Source organism: Bradyrhizobium sp. 195, from assembly GCF_023101665.1.
GTDB lineage: Bacteria > Pseudomonadota > Alphaproteobacteria > Rhizobiales > Xanthobacteraceae > Bradyrhizobium.
The window spans coordinates 3,553,813-3,573,494 of sequence record NZ_CP082161.1 but is presented as its reverse complement, the minus strand read 5'-3'; the positions used below and the strand labels follow the sequence as shown (position 1 = coordinate 3,573,494).

Genomic DNA, 19,682 nt, shown 5'->3' with positions numbered 1-19,682 from the left:
GGATACTGAGTCTGCGGACAATTGTAGTAGCCTTAAGCTCCAATTGCGGCTGCGCCGTAGGCGGCGTCGCGGCGTGAACCGCGCCGCCGCCACCGTGGAAGCCCCCCGCCGCGCATGCCCCCTCACCCCGTGAAAGCCGCACCGCCGCGACGGGCGTGGGCATCATCGGGAATCAGAGTGATCGCGAGAAGAACGAAGGCCGCAACAGCCGCGAGAATCAGTCCTCGCGTCGAGCCGCGTGTTGGGCGGTCCGACCGTGCTCCGGGTCTATTTCAAACGGATGGTCACACCGCCCACCGCCGCAGATACTTCCGCTCCGACCTTTGGCCCGGTGAGCTGAAGGATGACGCCATTGCCATTCTGGAGCTGAACGGCACCGGCGCCTGCGGCAACCGCACCGCCCGCTCCGCCCACCGCATAGGAACCCTCGATCGACGCCGGCCCCCTCAGATTGAGCGCGCGACCCACGAACTTCGTGGTCGACGCCCCAATGGTGAAACCGACGCTCATGCCAGAGACAGTGAACGGATACTTCTTGCCCCTGAGGAGCAGAACACCCTCACCGCCACCGATGCCGACGATGAAGCCGCCCTTGGTGAAGACGACCGCAACCTCACCGGTCTCGGCACGCGATGGCGTGCTGAAACCAGCGGTAGCTGCAAGCGACCCAATCAGAGCGGCGCCGATGGCAAGCTTTCTCATAACTCTTTCCCCTTAGTTATCATTGCGCCAAGATCATTGCGAAGTAGCCGAAGATGGTGAGCAGGATGCCCGAGACGGCATAGCCGACCGGGAATCCGATCCAGGGCACGGAGCTCTGGATCTCGACCGCGGCCTCACGGCACGGACCGGAATGCGACCTCGCCCCGGCCACCCCGCCCATCAGCACTGCGGGGTTGATCTTGAAGACGTGATAGCCGATCGCCCAGACGATGAAGGGCGGGACGGTGCAGGCGATGAAGCCGGCGATGAAGATCTTCAAGGCCACGGCGCCCGTGAGCTGTGAGAGCAATCCCGCTCCGGCGTTGATGCCGACGATGGCGACGAAGACGACGAGGCCGAGATCCTCCAGCACGTTGCGCGCAGCGTTGGGGGTGTTGCCGAAGAAGCGCAGCCGCGACACGGCCGAGGACACGATGACGCCAGACAGCAGCAGGCCGCCGGCATTTCCGAGGCCGATCTTGGCGCCGAAGGCCGGGAATTCGATCATCCCGATCAGGAAGCCGAGGATCATCCCGGTGGCCAGCGTCAGCAGGTCGGTGGAGGTGTTGGTGCGCGCGATGCGGCCCCACATGTCACCGAGCTCGTTGACGGCGGACTTCAGGCCGACCACAGAGACGATGTCCATTCGTTGCAACTCGGTCTTGAGACCGGCGGGTATCTGCACGCCGCCGCGCTCGACTTTGGTGACCTGCAATTGGCCGGCGATTGCCGTTTCGCGGAAAGACTCGAAGGTGCGTCCCACCATCTCCTTGTTAGTGACGAGAATGTCGGCCTGGTCCATGGGAATACCCAGGGTCTTGGCATCCGCGACCTCCGGGCCGATCAATCCCATTTTGTCGGTGAGATGCTCGGTCGAGCCGCCCAGCGCGACAATGTCGCCCTTTCGGAGGACGAGATCGGGATCGGCTCCTTGCGGCTCACCGTTGCGCCCCACGTTGACGATACGGTATTCAGGATTCATCGCGCGGAATTTTGCAATGCTCATGCCGACCTGCGCCGGATTCTCCAGCCGGTAGGCACGCAGCCCGAATTGGCGATAGCCGGTCAGGCCGCCGCCTTCGAGATCCTTGACGCCGAACTCCGCCTCGTACTGCTTCGCGGCGGCCTTTGCGTCGACGCCCCACCAGCGCGGCAAATACTTGCAGATCAGGATGATGCCGACGGTGCCCCAGATGTACGTAATGCCGTAGGACAGCGCGATCATGCCCGCGGCATCTTCGGGTTTCATGCCCTCCGGCAGCTTGACGACGCCTGATGTCACCGCCTGCTCGGCTGAACCGATCGCGGCCGACATGGTCTGTGAGCCCGCCAGCATGCCGCCGGCCGCCCCCGGCGGCAATGCGAAGAGTTTTGCAAAAATAACGACAAGCGCCAGACCAATTACGCTCGACACCGTCGCCAGGACGACAAACTTAAGTCCGTCGCCCCTCAAGCTGTTGATGAAGGACGGGCCGACCCGCAGGCCGACGCCGTACATGAAGAGATAGTAGAACAGGCTCTTCGCAAACGTGTTCAGCTCGAGCTTGACGCCGTAGATCGAGGCCCAGACCGAGAGGCCCGCGCCCACCACGATGGCGCCGGCGACCATGCCGAGGCCGTAACCCTTGATGCTGGCCCGTCCGATCCAGACGGCGAGCCCGACGACGAAGAACAGCAGCAGATAAGGATTGTGCTGCAAAAAAGAGAAGAAACCTTGCATGTTCGTCCCCTTTGCGACTTATGACGCGGCCTTGAGCTTCGGCTGCGTGCCGGGCTTCGGCTTGCCGAGTTTCGCCAAGGCCTCCGTGCGTACGAGCTTCAGGCCTTCCTTGGCGTCGTAGCCGTGAATTTCCTTCACATCGAGCTTGCGCATGAAGTCGATGGTCTCCTGGGTGATGACCTGGCCGGGCACCATGATCGGGAAGCCCGGCGGATACGGGATCACGAAATTGGCGGAGACCAGTTCGGGACCGGCCTTCAGCCGCCGGTCGATCTCGGGATCGCTGAGACGGAGATGCTCGCAACCTGCGACGTCATAGGCGGCGTAGAAGCCGGTGCGGATGTCGCCTTCGTTGGTCTTGGCGCCTGCATCGCCGCGGAAGCTCGGGTGGAAATGCGAGAAGTTCGGCAGATCAGGCACGTCCTTCATCAGGCTCGTGACCCGTGCCTCGAAGGTCTTCCTGGCATTGGCGCCGCCCTGGGCCAGACCTCGGTCAATCTCGCCTGCGACCTCGGCGAGGACGCGAATGAGATGCGCAACGTCGCTGCGGGTGTTGTTGATGTTGGACTGGACCAGGACCGAGTTGCGCGAGGTCTTGTTGACCTGGATATTATACTCGTTGGCGAGAATGCCCTTGAACTGCGTGCCGTCATAGCCGGCCATGCCGCACACCAGCGTCATGCGGGTCGGGTCGAGGCAGAACTCGTCGTCGTCCAGGCTCTTGAGCGTATTCGCCCAGTTGACGCCGGGGGCGAGAAAGTCGGTGAAGCCACTCTGGCGGTATTGTGCCGGCACCATGACGTCGGCACCGAGGATACGGAAATATTTCGAGATCAGCGGATTGTTGTTGACCGCCTGGCGGATCGCGAACGCGATTTCGATCGCATTGGCGACGAGGCCGTAGCCCTCCAGCTCCATCTGCCGCCGCGAGATGTCGAGGCTGGCGATCAGCTGCTGGTTCGGGCTGGTCGAGGCATGGGTAAACACCGCTTCCTTGAACTGCTGTTCGACCGTGTGGAATTCAACGTCCTTGACCGAAAGCATCGACCCCTGGCGGATCGCCGACATCGACTTGTGGGTCGAGTTGGTCTGGTAGACGCGCAGGCGGATTTGCCTCGGGTCGGGGATGAGCCGGGTCTTGAGCAGCACCTCGTCGGATGGATTTTTGCCGAGCTCGGTCTGCTGCTTCTCATAGGCCGCGACCGACTTCGGATCGCGCATCCACGCCTCGATCTCGTTGGCGGCGCCGAGACCGGTGCGGCGGCGCAGGAACGGCGAGAAGCGCGCGAAGCCGAACCAGGCTTCGTCCCAGAGGAAGATCAGGTCCGGCTTGATCGCGAGACATTCCTCCATTACCCGGCGGGTATTGTAGATGTGACCGTCGAAGGTGCAGTTGGTCAGGTCGAGCAGCTTGACGCGGTCGAGCCGGCCGTCGGCCTTGGCCCCGAGCAGCGCCTGCTTGATCGTCTTCAGCGGCACCGCGCCATACATCGAATATTCCGTCATCGGGAACGCTTCGACATAGAGCGGTTGCGCTCCGGCCAGCACCATTCCGTAGTGATGCGACTTGTGGCAGTTGCGATCGACGATTGCGATGTCGCCCGGCGCGAGCAACGCCTGCACCGCCATCTTGTTCGACGTCGAGGTGCCGTTGGTGACAAAAAAGACCCGGTCGGCTCCGAGCGCCCTCGCCGCCTTCTCCTGCGCCTTCTTGATGTTGCCGGTCGGCTCCAACATGCTGTCGAGGCCACCGGTGGTGGCGCTGCTCTCGGCGAGGAACAGGTTCGGGCCGTAGAATTCGCCCATGTCGCGGATCCAGTCGGACTTGAAAATGGATTTGCCGCGAGCGATCGGCAGCGCGTGGAACGTGCCGATAGGGCGCTGGGCGTATTTCTTCAGATTGTCGAAGAACGGCGTGTCGTAGCGATCCTGGATACCTTCGAGGATCGACAGGTGCAGCTCCAGAAGTTCTTCGACGGAATAGAAGATGCGGCGAACCACGTCCGCCTCGGAATTGCCGGCGAGCTCTTCCACGTCGCGGTTCGAGATCATGTAGAGATCGAGCTCGGGCCTGACGCGCTTGATGATCTGAGCGAGCCGCAGCGCCGACCCGTCGGTTTCGTCGTTCAGACCGGCTGTAGCCATGATCGAACGCAGCACCGGGGCGTTATGCCGCGAACGAAGGCCAAAGCCCTCGTTGATGATGACTGCTCCGATGTTCGGATTGAGCATCGTCGCGCAGAAGGCGTCCTCTAGGCTGCCGACGATGACGGGTTCATAGACGAAGGCATCGACGGGACGCCGCAGCTTGCGCCATTCGGCGGCGAGCGTCGGCCACTGGCCGGGTGACACACCGGTCACGATTAGGGTCTCGAAATAGGGCCGGCGCGCCGCGTGCGCGCCGAAGCTCGGCGGCACTAGTTCGGGCGCATCGCCATTGCCATCATCCTTGGCACTCCAGTCGCCAGCATGCTGGCGGAAGGATCGCGTGGCCAGCGCCTGGGCAATCCTCGTCGCAAGGGCGAACGAGGTCGCTCCGTCGCCGGCGGCGGCAGCTTCCCGCAGCGCCGCCATCAACTGCAGACCGGGATAGCCGTGAAATTCCTCGATGATGCAGAGATCGGCCAGCGCCGCATCGTAAGCCGCGCGATTGCCCACCCGCGCCCAAGTCTTCGCAGCCTCCACGAGATCACGCCAGTCGTCCGCCCGTGCCCCCGGCCCCGAAAAAAACTGGTCGATGCGCTTTTGCGCGAGTTTGGTGTCCTTGGACATGCGTCTCTCCCGATCCCTTGGAGCAAAGGTGATGCGGGATCGTGAGTACGGTGGCGGTCGCTCCATTGATCCAAGTCAACGGTCGTGCGCATTCTAATCAGCCCTGACGAGACCGTTGGCAGCGCAGCGCAACAGCGTCAGGCCCGTCTGACATCGCCCAAGACGCTGTCGAGCGAGCGTAGCCACTGGCCGCTGTCGGTCTTTTCCGCGAGCCCTTCGGCCCGTAGCAGGTCGCGGAGCTGCGCATGCGCGCCGACGATACAGAACGTGACCTCACGCGCGGCGAGTTCGTCGTACAGATCGTGCAGCATGCGCGCGCCAGCGAGATCGATATAGGGCGATGCCGAAAGGTCGCACGCCACCAGCCGGATGTCCGGCGATCGCCGGAGCGCGATCAGGACTGCCTCGAGGATCGTTCCGACATTGATATAGAGCAGCGAAGCCTCCGGGCGGAACGCGAGGATGCCGGCTAGGGGCTCGACGTCTTCGTGCCGCGCGCTGTCGGAATAGCGGCCGCTACCCGGCAGCCGGCCCAGGAATGCCACATTGGGCCGCGAGGCCCGTGCCAGCAACAGGAAGATAGATGCGATCGATGCCAGCAGGACACCCTGCAGGATGCCCAGCAGCAGCACGGAGACGAGCGCGATCGACGCGGCACAGAAGTCGATGCGGCTGACCTGCCACATCCGAAGCAGCGCGCGGATATCCACGAGCTTGTACACCGCGGCAAAGACAATGGCCGCGAGCACCGCCTTGGGCAGGTTGGTCAAGAGCCCGGTGAAGAACAGGAGGCACAGCCCCAGCGTCACCGAGCAGATCACCAGCGCCAGCGGCGTTCGTGCGCCGGCGCTGTCGTTCACTGCGGATTGCGACAGGCCGCCGGCGACGGGGTAGCCATGGCCAAAAGCGGCCGCGAGATTCGCGGCGCCCAACCCCAAAAACTCCTGCCTGACGTCGAGAGGATAGCCGTGCTTCGCTGCAAAGCTGCGGGCAGCAGAAACGCCTTCGATGTAGGCCAGCAGCACACATCCGGCGGCGAGCGGGAACAGATCGTCGAACTCCAGCAGCCCGAATGTGGGCATCCCCAGTACCGGCAGCCCCTCGGGTATCTTCCCTGTGACGGGCACACCGAGCGCCGGGAGGCCCAGCAGCGAAGCGGCCAGGATTGCCAGCGCCACGATGGTGATGCCGACCGGCTTGCCCGGCAGCAGCCGCTCTCCGAGCAGGAGCAACAACACGGCAAACGCGCCGATCGCAAGCACAAGCGGGGCGATATCGCCGAGCTGCCCCATCAGCTTGACGGCGCGGTCGAAGAAATCATGGCCGCCGCCGGCAACCCCGAGCAGGCTCGGCAACTGGCTCATGATGATGGTGAGTCCCGCACCGGCCTTGAAGCCGACCAGAATACTGTCGCTGACGAGGCAGACGAGCACACTCAGCTTGAACAGCCAGGCAATGAAGCACAGCACTGCCACGGCAAAGGCAGCAAGGCTCGCGATCTGCGCATAGCGCACCGCATCGCCGCCGGCGAGTGCGCCGACGGTGCCCGCAATCATCAGGGAGATCGCTGAGGTTGGACCGATCGCGAGTTGCCGCGATGATCCAAGCAAGGCATAGCCGATGCCTCCGAGCATGTAGCCGTAGACGCCGACCTGTGGCGGCAGGCCTGCCAGCGCAGCATAGGCGAGCGAAACCGGGATGGCGTAGGCGGCCAGGGTGATGCCGGCGACGGCGTCGGAGGGAAGCCATTCGCGCCGATAGGCAGCAAGCCAGCCGAACGGCGGAAAGAACCGTGTCCAGCCGAGGCCACGTGGCGCGTTCACGACGCCACCTCGCGGGGCGTCGCCTCGCAGCGCAGCAATACGGCGAGCAACGCAACCACGGGAATGCCGAGCGCGAGATCGGGGATGCTTTTGGTGACTAAGGCACCGATCGCCGCGCCAAAGCCAAACACGGCGCACAAGGCGGCGAAGATGCCTGAGCGGCGCAGTGTTCCGACCGCCGCGTCGCCGGATGTTACTGCAAACATATTCTCGACCGCCTGGCGCATATTGCCCGTGATCATCACGGTGCTGCAAAGGACGCCTTCGACCTTGGTGAAGATGGCGGTCTGCATCGCGGCGACGAGCGAAATACCGAGCGTACCTGCAAGATCAGGCATCCGGTTGTGCACAATGCCGATTGAAGCCAACAACAGGATCTCGATCAAGATGCTGACCGCGCCAGCTCGTTCGCCGGTGGCGCGACGGAGCCATGCCGCGATGACGATGCCCACTGTGAAGGCGAGGATCGGCGGCACGAAGTGAAGCGCCTTCGCCCAATTCCCGGCGGTCGCGTAGCCCCAGAGAAATATCAGATTGGCGGTCTGGGCGTTCGCCAATACGCCATGGATGATCCAGGTATAGGCGTCGATATAGCCGCCGGCAAACGCCAGCAGCAGCACCACCTCGACGGTCTCCTCGCGGCGCACCACGCCGGCTGCGACGTCCAGGGTGCTCATGTCAGCAATGACGGCTGTCGCAATAGCTGCATGAATTCATAGCGGCATCCCGTCGCCAACGGGGCTTGATCTGGATCAAGCAATCGCTCCGCGCCGCAAATCATATCAGGCCCAAAGCGCCGGGGGATTGCCACATGGACACCGTCAGGTGGATCATCACCACCGCTCCGGAGATATTCCTGCTGCTGGCGGTCGCCATCGGCACGATCCTCGGCCGCATTAAGGTTCGCGGCTTCTCGATAGGGACCACCGCCTGTATCCTGGTCGTCGCCGTGCTGATGGGGCAGCTCGGAACGTTCACGTTTCCGTCGCTCTTGCGCGTCATCCTGTTCAGCCTGTTCGTGTTCACGATCGGCTATCGGTCGGGACCGGAATTCTTCGCTTCCTTGAGCTTCCGCACCCTTGCCCAGGTCGCCCTGGCGCTGGTGCTGGGGGGCACGGGTCTCGCGATCGTCTTGTTGTTCGCGCACGGCTTCCGGCTCGATCCTGGCACCGCCTCCGGAATCGCGGCCGGAGCACTGACGCAATCCTCGGTCATCGGCACCGCGTCGGGCGCCCTGGCCCAGCTCGGCCTGCCCAAGGATGTGCTCAGTCAGCAGGAGGCGAACATCGCGGCGGGTTATGCCGTCACCTACGTCCTCGGCTATATCCTGACACTGCTGTTCGTCCCCTTCGTTGCCCCCAAGCTGATGGGGATCGATCTGAAGGTGGAGGCCAAGAAGCTCGAGGCGGAGCTTGCCGGCGGCGATCCGCCCAAAAGCGAAAATCTCTCCTACCGCAAGTTCCAGGCGCGCGCCTACCGCGTGACCGCAGCCGCCGGCCGCACCGTCCGGTCGATCGAGGAAGAGATCGGAAGTCGCACGGTCGTCGAGCGCATCGTCCGCGGGCGCGCGGACATCGAACCGCATCTCGAAACTGTGCTCGAAGCCGGCGACGACATCGTCCTCGCCGGTCGCACTGCTGCCATTGTCGCGGCGAAGCCGATCATCGGCACCGAGATCGATGCCGACGAGATCCTGAAGACGATGCCGGGCAACGTGCTCGAGGTGCTCGTGGACAATCGCCATCTCCATGGCCGCTCAATCCAGGAGATCGCGTCCCGCGTCGGCACCGACGCTCGGGGTGTCTTTCTACGCGCCCTCACCCGTATGGGCCGAGAGGTGCCTCTAAGCGCGGACACGCGGATCTATGTCGGCGACGTCATGACCCTGGTCGGCGGTACGCGCAACATCGAGCGTGCCGCAACGGCGATTGGCCAGATCCTACGTTCGGGCGATCGCACCGACATCGCATTTCTCGCGATCGGCATTGCGGCCGGCCTGCTCGCAGGGCTCGTCAGCTTCAGGATCGGCGGCATCGCCCTCTCGCTTGGCGGCGGCGGCGGCGCGCTGATTGCAGGCCTTTTCTGCGGCTGGCTGCGGTCGCGCAAGCCGACCATGGGAGCAATGCCGCCGGCTGCGCAGCAGACCCTGAGCGATCTCGGGCTCGGCGGCTTCATTGCGGCGATCGGGCTTGGCAACGGCGCCGCCGCCTGGGCTGCGATCCAGGCCCACGGGCTGCTTCTTGTCGGCATGGGCCTTGTCATCACCGTCGTACCTCTGATCGTCGCGACGCTGTTTGCACGTCACGTGCTGCGCATGAACCCTGTCATCACCTGCGGCGCGCTGGCCGGCGCCATGACCGTCGATGCCGCCGTGACCGGTGCCTGCGACGTCGCGGAGAGCCAGACGCCGGTGCTCGGCGTCGCCGTCCCGTACGCGGTCGGAAACGTGGTGCTGACCGTACTCGGTCCGATCATCGTGGCCGCCACCTACACCGGATGAGGAGACCCGCAATGCGGCAACCAGTCAGCCCGGCGCTCGGGTGGTTCGCGGCCATGTTGCTGGTGCTGGCCGCTTTCACGACGACCGCACGCGCGGAGAAAGATGTCTCCATCCAGGAGGAGATCTGGGCGCTGCCACTACCGCTACCAATGTTCGCCTACCTGGTGCGTCCGGTCGGCGACGGTCCGTTCCCGCTCGTCATCATGAACCACGGGGTCTCACTCAATCCGACGGACCGCAGCTTCTTTCCGTTGGTGGAATTCCGCGACGCCGCCAAATGGTTCGCAAAGCGAGGCCACCTGGTGGTGGCGCCCGTAGGGACGGGGTATGGCGCCTCGGCCATCGATATCCCCGAGCGCGGCATTTACGGCCCGTTCTTTTCCAAGGTCGGCAAGTGCACCAACCCTAATTTCCGCGACGCCGGCCTGGCAGTGGCGCAGGTCGATCTCTGGATTATCGACTATCTGGCTGCCGAGAAGCGCATTGTGCCCAAGGATGTCATTGTCGTCGGGCAATCCGCCGGCGGCTGGGCTTCCATTGCGCTGTCCAGCGTCAACCCGCCTCAGGTCAAGGCGATCATCACCTTCGCGGCCGGCCGCGGCGGCCGTGTCGACGGCAAGCCGAACAACAATTGCGCGCCGGACAAGCTCGTCGAGGCGACCGCGAATTTCGGCCGCATTTCGCGCGTGCCGATGCTCTGGATCTATATCGAGAACGACACGTTTTTCGGCCCCGATCTGTCCAAGCGCATGCACGACGCCTTCACCGCCGCGGGCGGCAGGGCCGAGTACCATCTGATGCCGCCGTTCGGCAATGAAGGACACTTCTTCATTGGTTCCCCGGACGCCATTCCGATCTGGTCGCCGCTGGTGACGAAATTTCTCGACGCGCCGCACTAGGCGCAAGGAGATGTGGCCATGGCTTATGCACGTCACTGTTTGTCGGGCTTGCTGGTCGTCGTCACTGCCGGCGTAGCGTCCTCGGCGGTCGCCGCGACACGGCAAAATTCACAAACAGCGAAGCCCGCCGAGGTGACGACCCGGGGCCAACGCGAGGCAAAGGACATCACTTATGGAGACTGGCGCAAACTCTGCTTTAGGGCGGGTGGCGCCAAGATGCTGTGCCGGACTTCAATCACGGGCACCTTCCCGACCGGTCAAACCGCCGTGCGTGTGGACCTGATCGAGCGCGAGGGCGAGCCCGTTGCCAGACTGCAATTGTTTGTTCCGGTCGGCATGTATCTGCAGTACCCTATCAAGCTGACGGTGGATCAAGGAAGCCCTTACCGCCTACCCTATAGCTGGTGCGTCACCAATGCTTGCATTGCCGCCGATGTCGCCGATCCAAAAATCGTCAAGGAGCTGGAATCAGGAAAAGTGCTGGTCCTGGAGGTCGTCGATTCCAACCTTCTGTCGCTGGCGACGTCACTTCCGCTGGCGCAATTTTCCGTCGTGCACAAGGGAGCACCGGCGCAGACGTTCGAGCAGTATGTCGATGAATAAGCGTCTCGGCCGCGCTAGATGATCCCGCCGCAGGCCCGCTCAATTGGCGCAATAAGTGAGTGCGCCGCGAAGGGCTTAGTCAGATAAGCGATACACCCTGAGTCGATCGCGGCCGCGCGGTTCGCCGCGCTGTCATTGCCGGTAATGTAGACGACGGGGGCCATCACGCCTTCGTTCGTAAGCCGCTTGCGCACCGCAATCCCGGATTGATCGCTCAAATTGATGTCGATGATGATGCAGATGACGTTTCCGAAATCATCGTGATCGAATAGCGCCTTCGCCGAGGCGAACAGCAGCGCGCCAAAACCGTGTTCTCGCAGCAGTCGCTTGATGCTCATGCGCATCGATGAATCATCATCCAGGACGAAGACGGATTCTCGGATCGGCACGATTGTCGGCCTCTTCGGTACGAAAAATATGCTGGGCGATCGTCAAACGAACGGCTTGTTCGCGAGCTAGGTCCTGCTTCGACAGCCGACGATCTCCAGCATTATTGCGCGCTTTCAGCGGCATCCTGTCAACAATCTATGTTATGCACCAACGTGCAGGTCCACCTTACGCAGACTGACAAGCGACATGGTTTTCTGCTACTTGCCCGCATCGCCGTTTGGATCGAGCATTCCCAGTCGCTCTGCGACCGAAACAAGTTCCGCGAACGAAAGCACCTGCATTTTTTCCATCACCTGATGACGGTGAGCTTTCACGGTGCGCTCGGTCGTTCCGAGCTGGTAGGCAATCTGCTTGTTGATTTTGCCACGCACCATGAGGTCGAGCACCTGACGTTCTCGCGGTGTCAGCGACGCGACCAGAGCACGAAGCGCAACGAGCTTGCCGTGCTGCGCGCGCGTCATCTCATGGCGCGACATGGCCCGCTCGACCGCGTTGATCAACTCCTCTGACGACACCGGCTTGGTCAGGAAATCTTCCGCACCGGCCTTGATGGCCCGCACGGTTGTCTGCGTATCGGCGTGCCCGGTGAGGAAGACGATCGGCAGCGTCGAACCGAGTTCGAGCAGACGCGCTTGCAGCTCCGGCCCACTCAGCCCCGGTATCTGCACGTCAAGCAGGATGCATGCCGGCTTGTCTTCGGCTGGCAAGAGATCGAGCAGATCCTGCGCAGACGCATAGGTGACGACGTCATAGCCGGCAAGCTTGAGACGGCGTTCCATCGCCGTTCGGAACGAAACGTCGTCGTCTACGACGTGAATGAGGCCGGGCAATTTTACCTCTTAGCCGCAATGTCTCCCGGATTGGCTTCTGGGGAGCCAAGTCAGCGGGAAAAGACGCAAGTGCAGTCAACTCTAGGAATGATATCAGGCATAGCGAAAATGTGCGAATTGGACAGAAGACCTTACGAAGATCCCACCCTCTCGGTGCGGACGAATTCTCATTGCGTGCACGCCTTTACCCTCACTGTCCTTTGGTACAACGCCCTTAGAGACAATGGTTTGAAATGCCTCCTTCGTCTTAAATCAACCCCGGCGGGAGTGGGACAGCGCGCATTCCTTGCGATGAAATATTCGGTTGAGACCAATTCAGCGATCAACGTTGAGGAGTTGGCCTATGCTGGTGCGCACAAAGACCGCCCCCCTGCCCCGCCCCAATTCGCTCCACGACTTCGGAATGAGGAGTGATTCGAATCCGATCATCTGTTTAAACGAATTTACATACAAAAAAGGAACGGAGGTCTACGGGGAGAAGGAGCCTGCCGACTATGTCTATCAGGTCAAGTCTGGTGCCGTACGAAGCTACAAGCTGCTGTCAGACGGTCGCCGCCAGATCGGCGCATTCCATCTTGCCGGCGACATTTTTGGCCTGGAGAACGGCAGCGAGCATCGGTTTACCGCCGAGGCGATCGTGGACACCACTGTGCAGCTCGTCAAAAGGCAAAGCCTTGAATTGGTAGCCGAAAGCGACGCGATGGTGGCGCGCAATCTGCTCAGCATGACGACAATCAATCTGCAGCACGCAGAGGACCACATGCTCCTGCTCGGTCGCAAGACGTCGCTGGAGCGGGTGGCGGCCTTCCTACTCGAAATGGACAAGCGGCTGACCGCATCCGAAGTCATGGCACTGCCGATGTCCCGGCGCGACATTGCCGATTATCTCGGCCTGACACTGGAGACCGTCTCGCGTGCGATATCGCACCTGCATGATCTCGGCGTCCTCGGCTTTATCGGCAATACCCAGCGCCAGATCGTGCTACTGGACCGGCGGGAGCTCGCCAGTCTCGATCTACAGCATTGAGCGGCAGTCTTTTCCCGGGGTGTGTCCGCCCTTGCCGGTTCACATTGTCAACGTCAAATCACCGAGCACCCGGCAGCTTGGTCATTCCGAGATCGTCGAGCGTCTTGCGCAAGACCTCGAACAGAACGGCGGTTGACCAGCCGAACATCAGGATCCCGTTCATCGCGGTCATCGGTCCCGTCAGCCGCCACTCTTGCACGGGAGTGATGTCGCCATAGCCCAGAGTGGTGTAGTTGACGAAAGCGAAATAAAGCAGGTCGCTGCCGGCAGGGGCCGCGCCGATCACGGCGTAGGTCAACGCCCAGACCAGAACCTCGATTGTGTGCGCCACCATCAGCGCCGCCGCTGTCGCAACCATCACGGCCATCAGTGGCAGCCTTGGCCGCGCAAGATACCGAAGCCCGACGGCCCGGGCGATGACGATGGCCGCAACGGTTACCAAAGCGTGGATCACGATGTTGATCACGCTGACGATTGAGCCGACCAACAATTGAACCACCACCATTTAGCAGTCCCCGGTCCCAGTCGCATTTTCGTCGGTTCCGCGACACGCCTGGAACAACTCTCGTACGCTTTGCATGTCGTGCTCTCCTTCCCAAAGCAACGATCAAATTGGCCAGACGCGTCGTTGGTCTCCATTGAGCACCGTCAGAATGGAGCGAATTCGATGCGCTGCTGGACCGCGGCAATTTTCTAGCCGCGCGTCCGTGATTTATGGTCGAGACGCGATCTCTGCGTTCTCATGCGCTTGATTTCCTCGTTAAGTTTCTCGGTCCTTTCATCGCGCCGCTGATCTTTTGATTTTGCCTGATCGCTGCTGCGCAATTTCTCAAGCGCCTTCTCTACCGAAAGCTTTGTCGTATCCGCCATTTGTGACCTCGTATCAATCGCGAGTGCCTGCGAGCCAATAGCCTTGTCCCTGCCTCACGGCAGTCTCAGTTCTTCTGTCCGAACATGCCGGTTGCCGCCTTCATAGCGGACTCGCCAGCGCTCCTCGCCTGGTCGGTCAAGGCCTGGATCTGGCCCTGAAAGAACTCGGTCTGAAGCTTGAGCGCGTCCTGAGCGTCCTTGGCTTGAACGAGCTTATCGCCAAGATCGAACGTCGCGTTGACGTTGCGCTGCATGAAACTGCAAAACTGCTTGGCCTGGTCGGCCATCGGCAGCGGCGAGGAACTGAGCCCCCTTTCCAGCAGATCAAAATACTCCGTATGGGCCTTTCTCAACCGGCCAAGGGCTTCGGTGAGCATCCCGCGGATATCCTCGGCGGATGGATTGATCTCTGCCATGACGTTGCTCCTTGTGATTATGCCGCAAGCCCCCCGAACCAGGCGCCGAAGTAGCCGGCGTAGAGAGCCGGCCGCTCGAGGTTCATCGAATGCCCGACGCCGGGCACGATCACGAGCCGGCAGTCCGGCATCGCCTCCGCCATGGCGCGAAGATCCGCGGGCAAAATCCAGCCGTCCCACTCGCCCCATAGCACCAGGTGCGAATGCCCGATATCGGGCATACGCCGATCGAGTTCGCGGCTCTCCCTCTCGCGGGTGAGATTGACAGGCGTTCCGATCCAGATTCCCTCGGAGACGCTGAAGGTCTGCTCGATGATCCGGTCGAACAGAGCTTGAATTTCGCCGAGTCCTTCCCGGAAACGGGGAATCGCATTCGGGGTCATGCTATCCGGCACGAACAACGAGGTCGCGGCGGTCGCCATCACGATCCTCGTCAGTTCCTTGCTCGCCATCATTGCCCGGAAAAGGCCGATCTGGTCGGCATCGAAGGACATGCCCAGCGGCGTGACCGGATCGAGTGCGAACACACGACCAAAGCGCCGAGGCTGCATCAGCAACATGCGGGCTGCGATGATGCCACCGGTCGAATGAGTGGCGAGGTGGCAGTATCCGATATCGAGCTTATCAAGGGCCGCCAGCATATCCAGCGCATGCTGCTGCATCGAATAGTTGGCATAGTCTGCAGCGGGCTTTGGCCGATCGCTTTCGCCGCAGCCGCGCCAGTCGATCGCGACCACCCGCAGCCCGTTCGGAAACATCGGCGCGGCGAGCTCGATCCAGTCCTTGCTGGCGAGATTGCCGTGGATGAAGACGACGGTGACGTCGCCTCGTCCCCACTCCCGCCAGCCCAACTCGATTTCGCCCGCCTGCACCTTCGGCATGGACCGGCCTTATTTGTTGAGGCCAGCCGTCGGCGCCGCACCAGGCGGCGTCGGCGCGACCGGCAGGGCTGAGACCACCGCGCCCTTGATCATGCGGTCGGTGCCCTGCGGTGAGGAGGTGTCGATGGTCCCCTTGGTGACGAAATCAACCACGTCGGCGGAGAATTCCACCGGGTTGTCCGTGTGGATGAAGTGACCAGTTTCCGGATAGATCTTGAGCATCGGCCGGTTGCCGGCATTCGTCATCCGCGTCATGAAGGGCGTGATGACGTCGCGCCCGAGTTCAGTCAGACCGTTGAACGCGGGGGTCGGAATGAACGGTTCCTTGTCACCGAATGACAGGAAGATCGGCGCCTTGATCTGGGGCAGCCGCTCGTAAAGGTTCTTCGGGTCATCCTGCTGCAGCTCCGCTCCGATCGTGTAGATGTCGTAGATGAAGACGTTGCACCACTGCTCCAGCTCCTTGGGATTGCCCTTGGTCAGCCCGACGCGCTGCTCGGTGTGAAGGCGGGCATATTCGCTGTCGCTGAAGAAGTAACCGCTCTTCGCCGCCGATACCGTGCCCGTGTCCGGATCGCGCTTCTTGAAGTAGAAGAAGTCCCGGATGTTCGGTTCATCACGGGCCTTCTCAGCGGCCAGGATGCCGGTCTGGTCCCATGTCTGCCTCCACTTGTCGAAATCACGCCCGAAAGCCTCGTCGAACAGACGCGCCTTCTTGTCCTTGGCAATGGTGATCTCGCGCGGATATTCCTCGAGACCCGACGGCGCTTCGAGCGCAAGGCCTTGCACCGTGTCCGGCCAGGTCAGGGCGTAGCCCATCACAAACTGGCCACCCAGCGAGTGGCCGAGATAGGTGGCCTTCTTGACGCCGAGTTGGTTGACGACGAGGTCATAGATCACCTCGCGCATATCCTGCATCGTGCGGGCCGGGCTCTTGTCGAGATTGCCGGGACCGGACATGCCATAGTGCGGCAAATCCGGCACGATCACGCGCAGGCCGCTGCGCAACGCGTATTGCATGATATTGCCGTAGTGCCCGCCGAACGCCCCCTTGCCATGGATGATGACGAGCACTTTCGGATCCCTGTCGGTCCCGGCGTACTCGTCCATGTATCCGATTTCCCAGGAGTTGCCGCTCTTGTCCTTGGCGCCGCCGAATTTGACCGGATAGGGATAGGTCACATTGGCCTTCCAGAACGACTTCTTCGGGTCGACTTCTTCTGCGACAGCCGGCACCCGATAGTTCTTGTCGACGAATTTCTGCGCGCGATCGAGGGCCGCCACGTCATCCATGAAAGCGACGAACTTCGGATCGTTCTTGCGCTGGTTGATGATCGGAAACACGCCGTAATGAGCGACCGGGCTCTCCTGCGCGATCAGATCCGCGCCCGGCACGCGATCGACGGCCTTCTGAGCCAGCTTGAAGTTCAGCCACAGGTCATTGGTGATGTGCATCACCAGCGTCCGTGCCTGGATGCGGCCGAGATAGGGATTTATGTTGTGGGTCTCGCCCACCCGGTTGCGCCAGACGAGATCGACGGCGTCATAGAGCTTGGCGCGATTGATAACGCTCAGCGCCGCCTTCTCGTTCGGCGGGGTCCAGTAGAAGATTTCAGGCTGGACTGCGCTCCAGTTCTGGGTCGTGCGGAAGCCGAAATCATAGCCCGTCATTCCCAGGATCGACCAGCCGAACGCAACGCCCGGCATGGGATGCTTCTCCTTGGGCTGCTTGTAGTAGTCGCCATTGGTCGCCTGCCAGACCGGATCGGACTCGATGGCGGCCGTCATCATCTGGAACGTCCAGTTGCCGACGGGATCCTCGCCGTCCGACTGCGTGGTCCCGCCAATGGGCATGAGCGCGCCGATATACTCCGGATGCATCACGCCCCAGACGTAGGTCTGCGTCCCGCCCATTGAGACGCCGGTCACCAGCGCGACGCGGGCAACTTTCAGCTCGTCCCGCAGCAGCCGGTAATTGGCCTGCACCATATCGTAGTAGCTGTACTGCGGAAACTTGATGCCGAGGCCATCGGACGGCTTGCTGGCGCCCCAGGTGCCGAGCGGATCGACCATGATGACGTAGTAGCGGTCGGTGTCGATCGGCCGGCCCGGACCAATGATCGGCACGCCGCCTGACAGCGCCGCGCCCTTGACCCACTGTTCATACATATCGCTGGAATCGCCGGAATAGTAGGAATTGATCACGATGGCGTTGGTGATCTCGCCGGCTGCATTGCGCCGCGCGTTGCCGATCGCGATATATGCGGTGCGGAGCTTGCCGCCGCCGAGGGATTCGAGCGTGACGCCGCCCTCTCCTCCATTCTCCCATTTGGCGGGCGTGGACAGATCGTACTTGCCGCCCAAGCGAAAGTTGGCGATCTCATAGGTCTTCTTCAGGCCATCGTGCTGCACCTGCGACGAGCGACGCGTCAAAGGTTGCGCAAGTGCGAGATCAGTACCGATCAGCAACACGATCAGACTGACGAAGCAACGCTTCACGGCGTCTCTCCCGGTCATCATGGCACGTCCTCCTGGCGGTGTTTTGCCTAAACGCTAGGGAGCGCGACCCGAGGAGCCTTGATCTAACGCAAGGGAATCCTTCAGGAGCGGCTCAAGATCGCAGCGTCAGAACACCTGCCGGTTTTCCGCATGCCCTGCCTCAGTCTCGGCTCATACCGGATCCGCTATGAGCTCGATGGGCCGGCGAACGCGCCCGCCTATGTGCTGGTGAACGGACTCACGCAATACTCCGAGCTCTGGTCCGCCTATCGCGAGGCGCTGCTCGCGCGAGGCTTCCGCGTCGCAACCTTCGATTTGCTCGGCCAGGGCGAGTCCGACAAACCGGCACTCTTCATCAGCCAGGACGATCAGGTGACCGCGCTCCACCTGTTGATCGGTGAGCTCGGTGATGGCCCGATATTCCTGAGCGGCATCAGTTTCGGTGGGCTGATTGCGTTGCGCTACGCCATCGAGCACGGCGAGCGCATCTCCGGCCTCGTGCCAATGAGCTGCTTCGCCGAGCTCTCGCCGCAGCTGCTTCTGCTCGGCAACGCACTGCGGACCGGTCTGATTCTTGGGGGCACAAGCTATCTCCAGGACCTTCTGCTGCCGATGAACCTCTCCGACCAGTGGCTGAAGCCGCTGCTCGACAAGCTCGACAGCGTCAAGCGGCAGGGCTGGCTCGTCAACGATCTCTACGCGCTCCAGAACCTGATGGAATCGTTTCTCGATTTCGAGCCATTAACGCCGCGCCTGTCCACGATCGCCGTTCCGACAATGATCCTGAACGGCGAGTTCGACTTCCTGACGCCGCGAGCCCTGCACGAGACCCTGCGCGTCGAGATCCCCGACAGCTCGCTCGTGATCATTCCGAAAGCCTATCACGCCTTCACGCTCGAGAAGAGCGCGCTCACGGCAGACCTGCTCGCCCGCTTTGCCGATGATGTGCTCGCCGGGCGCTGGCATGGCAACAGGGCGGTCTGGATCGCGCCGGAGGAGCCCGGTGGCGAGCTTGCGCTATTTCCGGCCGATTATGATCATTTGCGCGCCATTCCTGTCCGGGCAGCGCCGCCATGAGCCGATTTCTCGGACCGCTGGATTCGGAAGGCCGGATACCATCGCATCAGCAGACACGCATCGCCGCGTTCCTGATCTCGGCTCACGGCGCCTTGGCACGACAATACGCAATCGCCCTGCCGATGCGGATCGAGGCCGCGTGGCAGACCGAATTGAACGCCCAATTCTATCGCGAGTCCGAGATTGTCTCGCTGTTGCAGCGCTCGACCTCCTGGGTGCCCGACATGGCCTTGGCCTACATGGCGGCCTCGTGGGAGACGGCCTGGCTTCCAAAGCCGGTCGAGGGGATTGTCGATCGGCCTCTCGCCCTTCCGATTGATCTTGCGACACGAGCCCATGCCATTCATGCCGGCATCCGACCGGCGGCCCTGCTGCCGGTTGACGCGAACGCCAACGATCCTTTCGTATTGGCCCTGCGCCGCATCGAATTCGAAAGCGGCCGGCTGTTGCAGGCACAAATTCTCTTGCTGAAGAGTGACAGTCTCGTGCCGTTTCGGGACGCTGTCAGCACGGCGCTGGAACGGCGTCACGCCGAGGTTCGCAAACTATGGGCGGACGCGCTTGAGAGCATCGGCATCACCGTCAGGCAGGAACGATGAGAATCCTTGACGCAGATCAATAGAGTCGGCCGACCGTCCGCCAATTTTGTCTCTCTCCGTCGCCTTCCTTTGAT

Annotated in this window: 18 protein-coding genes; 6 read left to right on the top strand and 12 right to left on the bottom strand. The window is 62.1% G+C overall.

The genetic code is table 11. The annotated features are described in order from the left end of the window. Nucleotides 1-267 precede the first annotated feature (267 nt). From IVB26_RS16275 to IVB26_RS16255, 5 genes are all read right to left on the bottom strand, one after another. Nucleotides 268-702, bottom strand: a complete 435-nt coding sequence (locus tag IVB26_RS16275; protein ID WP_247972575.1) for a hypothetical protein — start codon at nt 700-702, stop codon at nt 268-270. Nucleotides 703-721: 19 nt separating this feature from the next. Then, the gene (locus tag IVB26_RS16270) at nt 722-2,422 is read right to left on the bottom strand and encodes an aspartate:alanine exchanger family transporter (protein WP_247972574.1); all 1,701 of its coding nucleotides are present in this window, start codon (nt 2,420-2,422) and stop codon (nt 722-724) included. A gap of 18 nt (nt 2,423-2,440) precedes the next feature. Beyond that, the gene (locus IVB26_RS16265; RefSeq protein WP_247972573.1) at nt 2,441-5,194 is read right to left on the bottom strand and encodes a decarboxylase; all 2,754 of its coding nucleotides are present in this window, start codon (nt 5,192-5,194) and stop codon (nt 2,441-2,443) included. A gap of 137 nt (nt 5,195-5,331) precedes the next feature. Next, nucleotides 5,332-7,017 carry a SulP family inorganic anion transporter gene (locus IVB26_RS16260; protein WP_247972572.1) on the bottom strand — a complete coding sequence of 562 codons (1,686 nt, stop codon included), beginning with the start codon at nt 7,015-7,017 and terminating at the stop codon, nt 5,332-5,334. Continuing rightward, nucleotides 7,014-7,694: a YoaK family protein gene (locus tag IVB26_RS16255; RefSeq protein WP_247972571.1), complete on the bottom strand. Its 681-nt coding sequence runs from the start codon at nt 7,692-7,694 to the stop codon at nt 7,014-7,016. The genes IVB26_RS16260 and IVB26_RS16255 overlap by 4 nt, the downstream gene beginning before the upstream one ends. Nucleotides 7,695-7,828: 134 nt before the next feature. Between IVB26_RS16255 and IVB26_RS16250 the strand changes: the two genes are divergently transcribed. From IVB26_RS16250 to IVB26_RS16240, 3 genes are read left to right on the top strand one after another with little or no spacing between them, the layout of a single operon-like run. Next, nucleotides 7,829-9,517, top strand: coding sequence for an aspartate:alanine exchanger family transporter (locus IVB26_RS16250; protein ID WP_247972570.1), 1,689 nt, complete (start codon nt 7,829-7,831; stop codon nt 9,515-9,517). Nucleotides 9,518-9,528: 11 nt separating this feature from the next. Further along, on the top strand, nt 9,529-10,416 hold the full coding sequence (locus tag IVB26_RS16245; protein ID WP_458309354.1) for an alpha/beta hydrolase family protein: 888 nt from the start codon (nt 9,529-9,531) through the stop codon (nt 10,414-10,416). 18 nt (nt 10,417-10,434) lie between these two features. Next, nucleotides 10,435-11,019 (top strand): invasion associated locus B family protein, encoded by a 585-nt coding sequence (locus IVB26_RS16240; RefSeq protein WP_247972569.1) that lies wholly within the window; start codon nt 10,435-10,437, stop codon nt 11,017-11,019. A 14-nt stretch (nt 11,020-11,033) separates the two neighbouring features. On the opposite strand, the gene IVB26_RS16235 is transcribed toward IVB26_RS16240, so the two are convergent. Beyond that, nucleotides 11,034-11,408, bottom strand: a complete 375-nt coding sequence (locus IVB26_RS16235; RefSeq protein WP_247972568.1) for a response regulator — start codon at nt 11,406-11,408, stop codon at nt 11,034-11,036. A 198-nt stretch (nt 11,409-11,606) separates the two neighbouring features. Then, nucleotides 11,607-12,239, bottom strand: a complete 633-nt coding sequence (locus tag IVB26_RS16230) for a response regulator transcription factor (RefSeq protein ID WP_247972567.1) — start codon at nt 12,237-12,239, stop codon at nt 11,607-11,609. Nucleotides 12,240-12,582: 343 nt separating this feature from the next. Here IVB26_RS16230 and IVB26_RS16225 point away from each other — a divergent pair, with 343 nt between their 5' ends. Beyond that, nucleotides 12,583-13,266: a helix-turn-helix domain-containing protein gene (locus tag IVB26_RS16225; RefSeq protein ID WP_247972566.1), complete on the top strand. Its 684-nt coding sequence runs from the start codon at nt 12,583-12,585 to the stop codon at nt 13,264-13,266. Nucleotides 13,267-13,324: 58 nt separating this feature from the next. Here IVB26_RS16225 and IVB26_RS16220 read toward each other — a convergent pair whose 3' ends face one another. From IVB26_RS16220 to IVB26_RS16200, 5 genes are all read right to left on the bottom strand, one after another. Next, nucleotides 13,325-13,768 carry a potassium channel family protein gene (locus IVB26_RS16220; RefSeq protein WP_247973181.1) on the bottom strand — a complete coding sequence of 148 codons (444 nt, stop codon included), beginning with the start codon at nt 13,766-13,768 and terminating at the stop codon, nt 13,325-13,327. Between the two features lie 191 nt (nt 13,769-13,959). After that, nucleotides 13,960-14,136 (bottom strand): hypothetical protein, encoded by a 177-nt coding sequence (locus tag IVB26_RS16215; protein ID WP_246916320.1) that lies wholly within the window; start codon nt 14,134-14,136, stop codon nt 13,960-13,962. Nucleotides 14,137-14,201: 65 nt separating this feature from the next. Next, on the bottom strand, nt 14,202-14,552 hold the full coding sequence (locus IVB26_RS16210; protein ID WP_247972565.1) for a phasin: 351 nt from the start codon (nt 14,550-14,552) through the stop codon (nt 14,202-14,204). Nucleotides 14,553-14,569: 17 nt separating this feature from the next. Next, nucleotides 14,570-15,433: an alpha/beta fold hydrolase gene (locus tag IVB26_RS16205; RefSeq protein ID WP_247972564.1), complete on the bottom strand. Its 864-nt coding sequence runs from the start codon at nt 15,431-15,433 to the stop codon at nt 14,570-14,572. Between the two features lie 9 nt (nt 15,434-15,442). Further along, nucleotides 15,443-17,950 carry an alpha/beta hydrolase gene (locus IVB26_RS16200; RefSeq protein ID WP_247973180.1) on the bottom strand — a complete coding sequence of 836 codons (2,508 nt, stop codon included), beginning with the start codon at nt 17,948-17,950 and terminating at the stop codon, nt 15,443-15,445. A 132-nt stretch (nt 17,951-18,082) separates the two neighbouring features. Here IVB26_RS16200 and IVB26_RS16195 point away from each other — a divergent pair, with 132 nt between their 5' ends. Both IVB26_RS16195 and IVB26_RS16190 read left to right on the top strand, forming a co-directional pair. After that, complete coding sequence (locus tag IVB26_RS16195) at nt 18,083-19,009, top strand: alpha/beta fold hydrolase (protein ID WP_247972563.1); 927 nt, start codon at nt 18,083-18,085, stop codon at nt 19,007-19,009. Next, nucleotides 19,006-19,608, top strand: coding sequence for a hypothetical protein (locus IVB26_RS16190; RefSeq protein ID WP_247972562.1), 603 nt, complete (start codon nt 19,006-19,008; stop codon nt 19,606-19,608). The genes IVB26_RS16195 and IVB26_RS16190 overlap by 4 nt, the downstream gene beginning before the upstream one ends. The last annotated feature ends 74 nt before the right edge of the window (nt 19,609-19,682 follow it).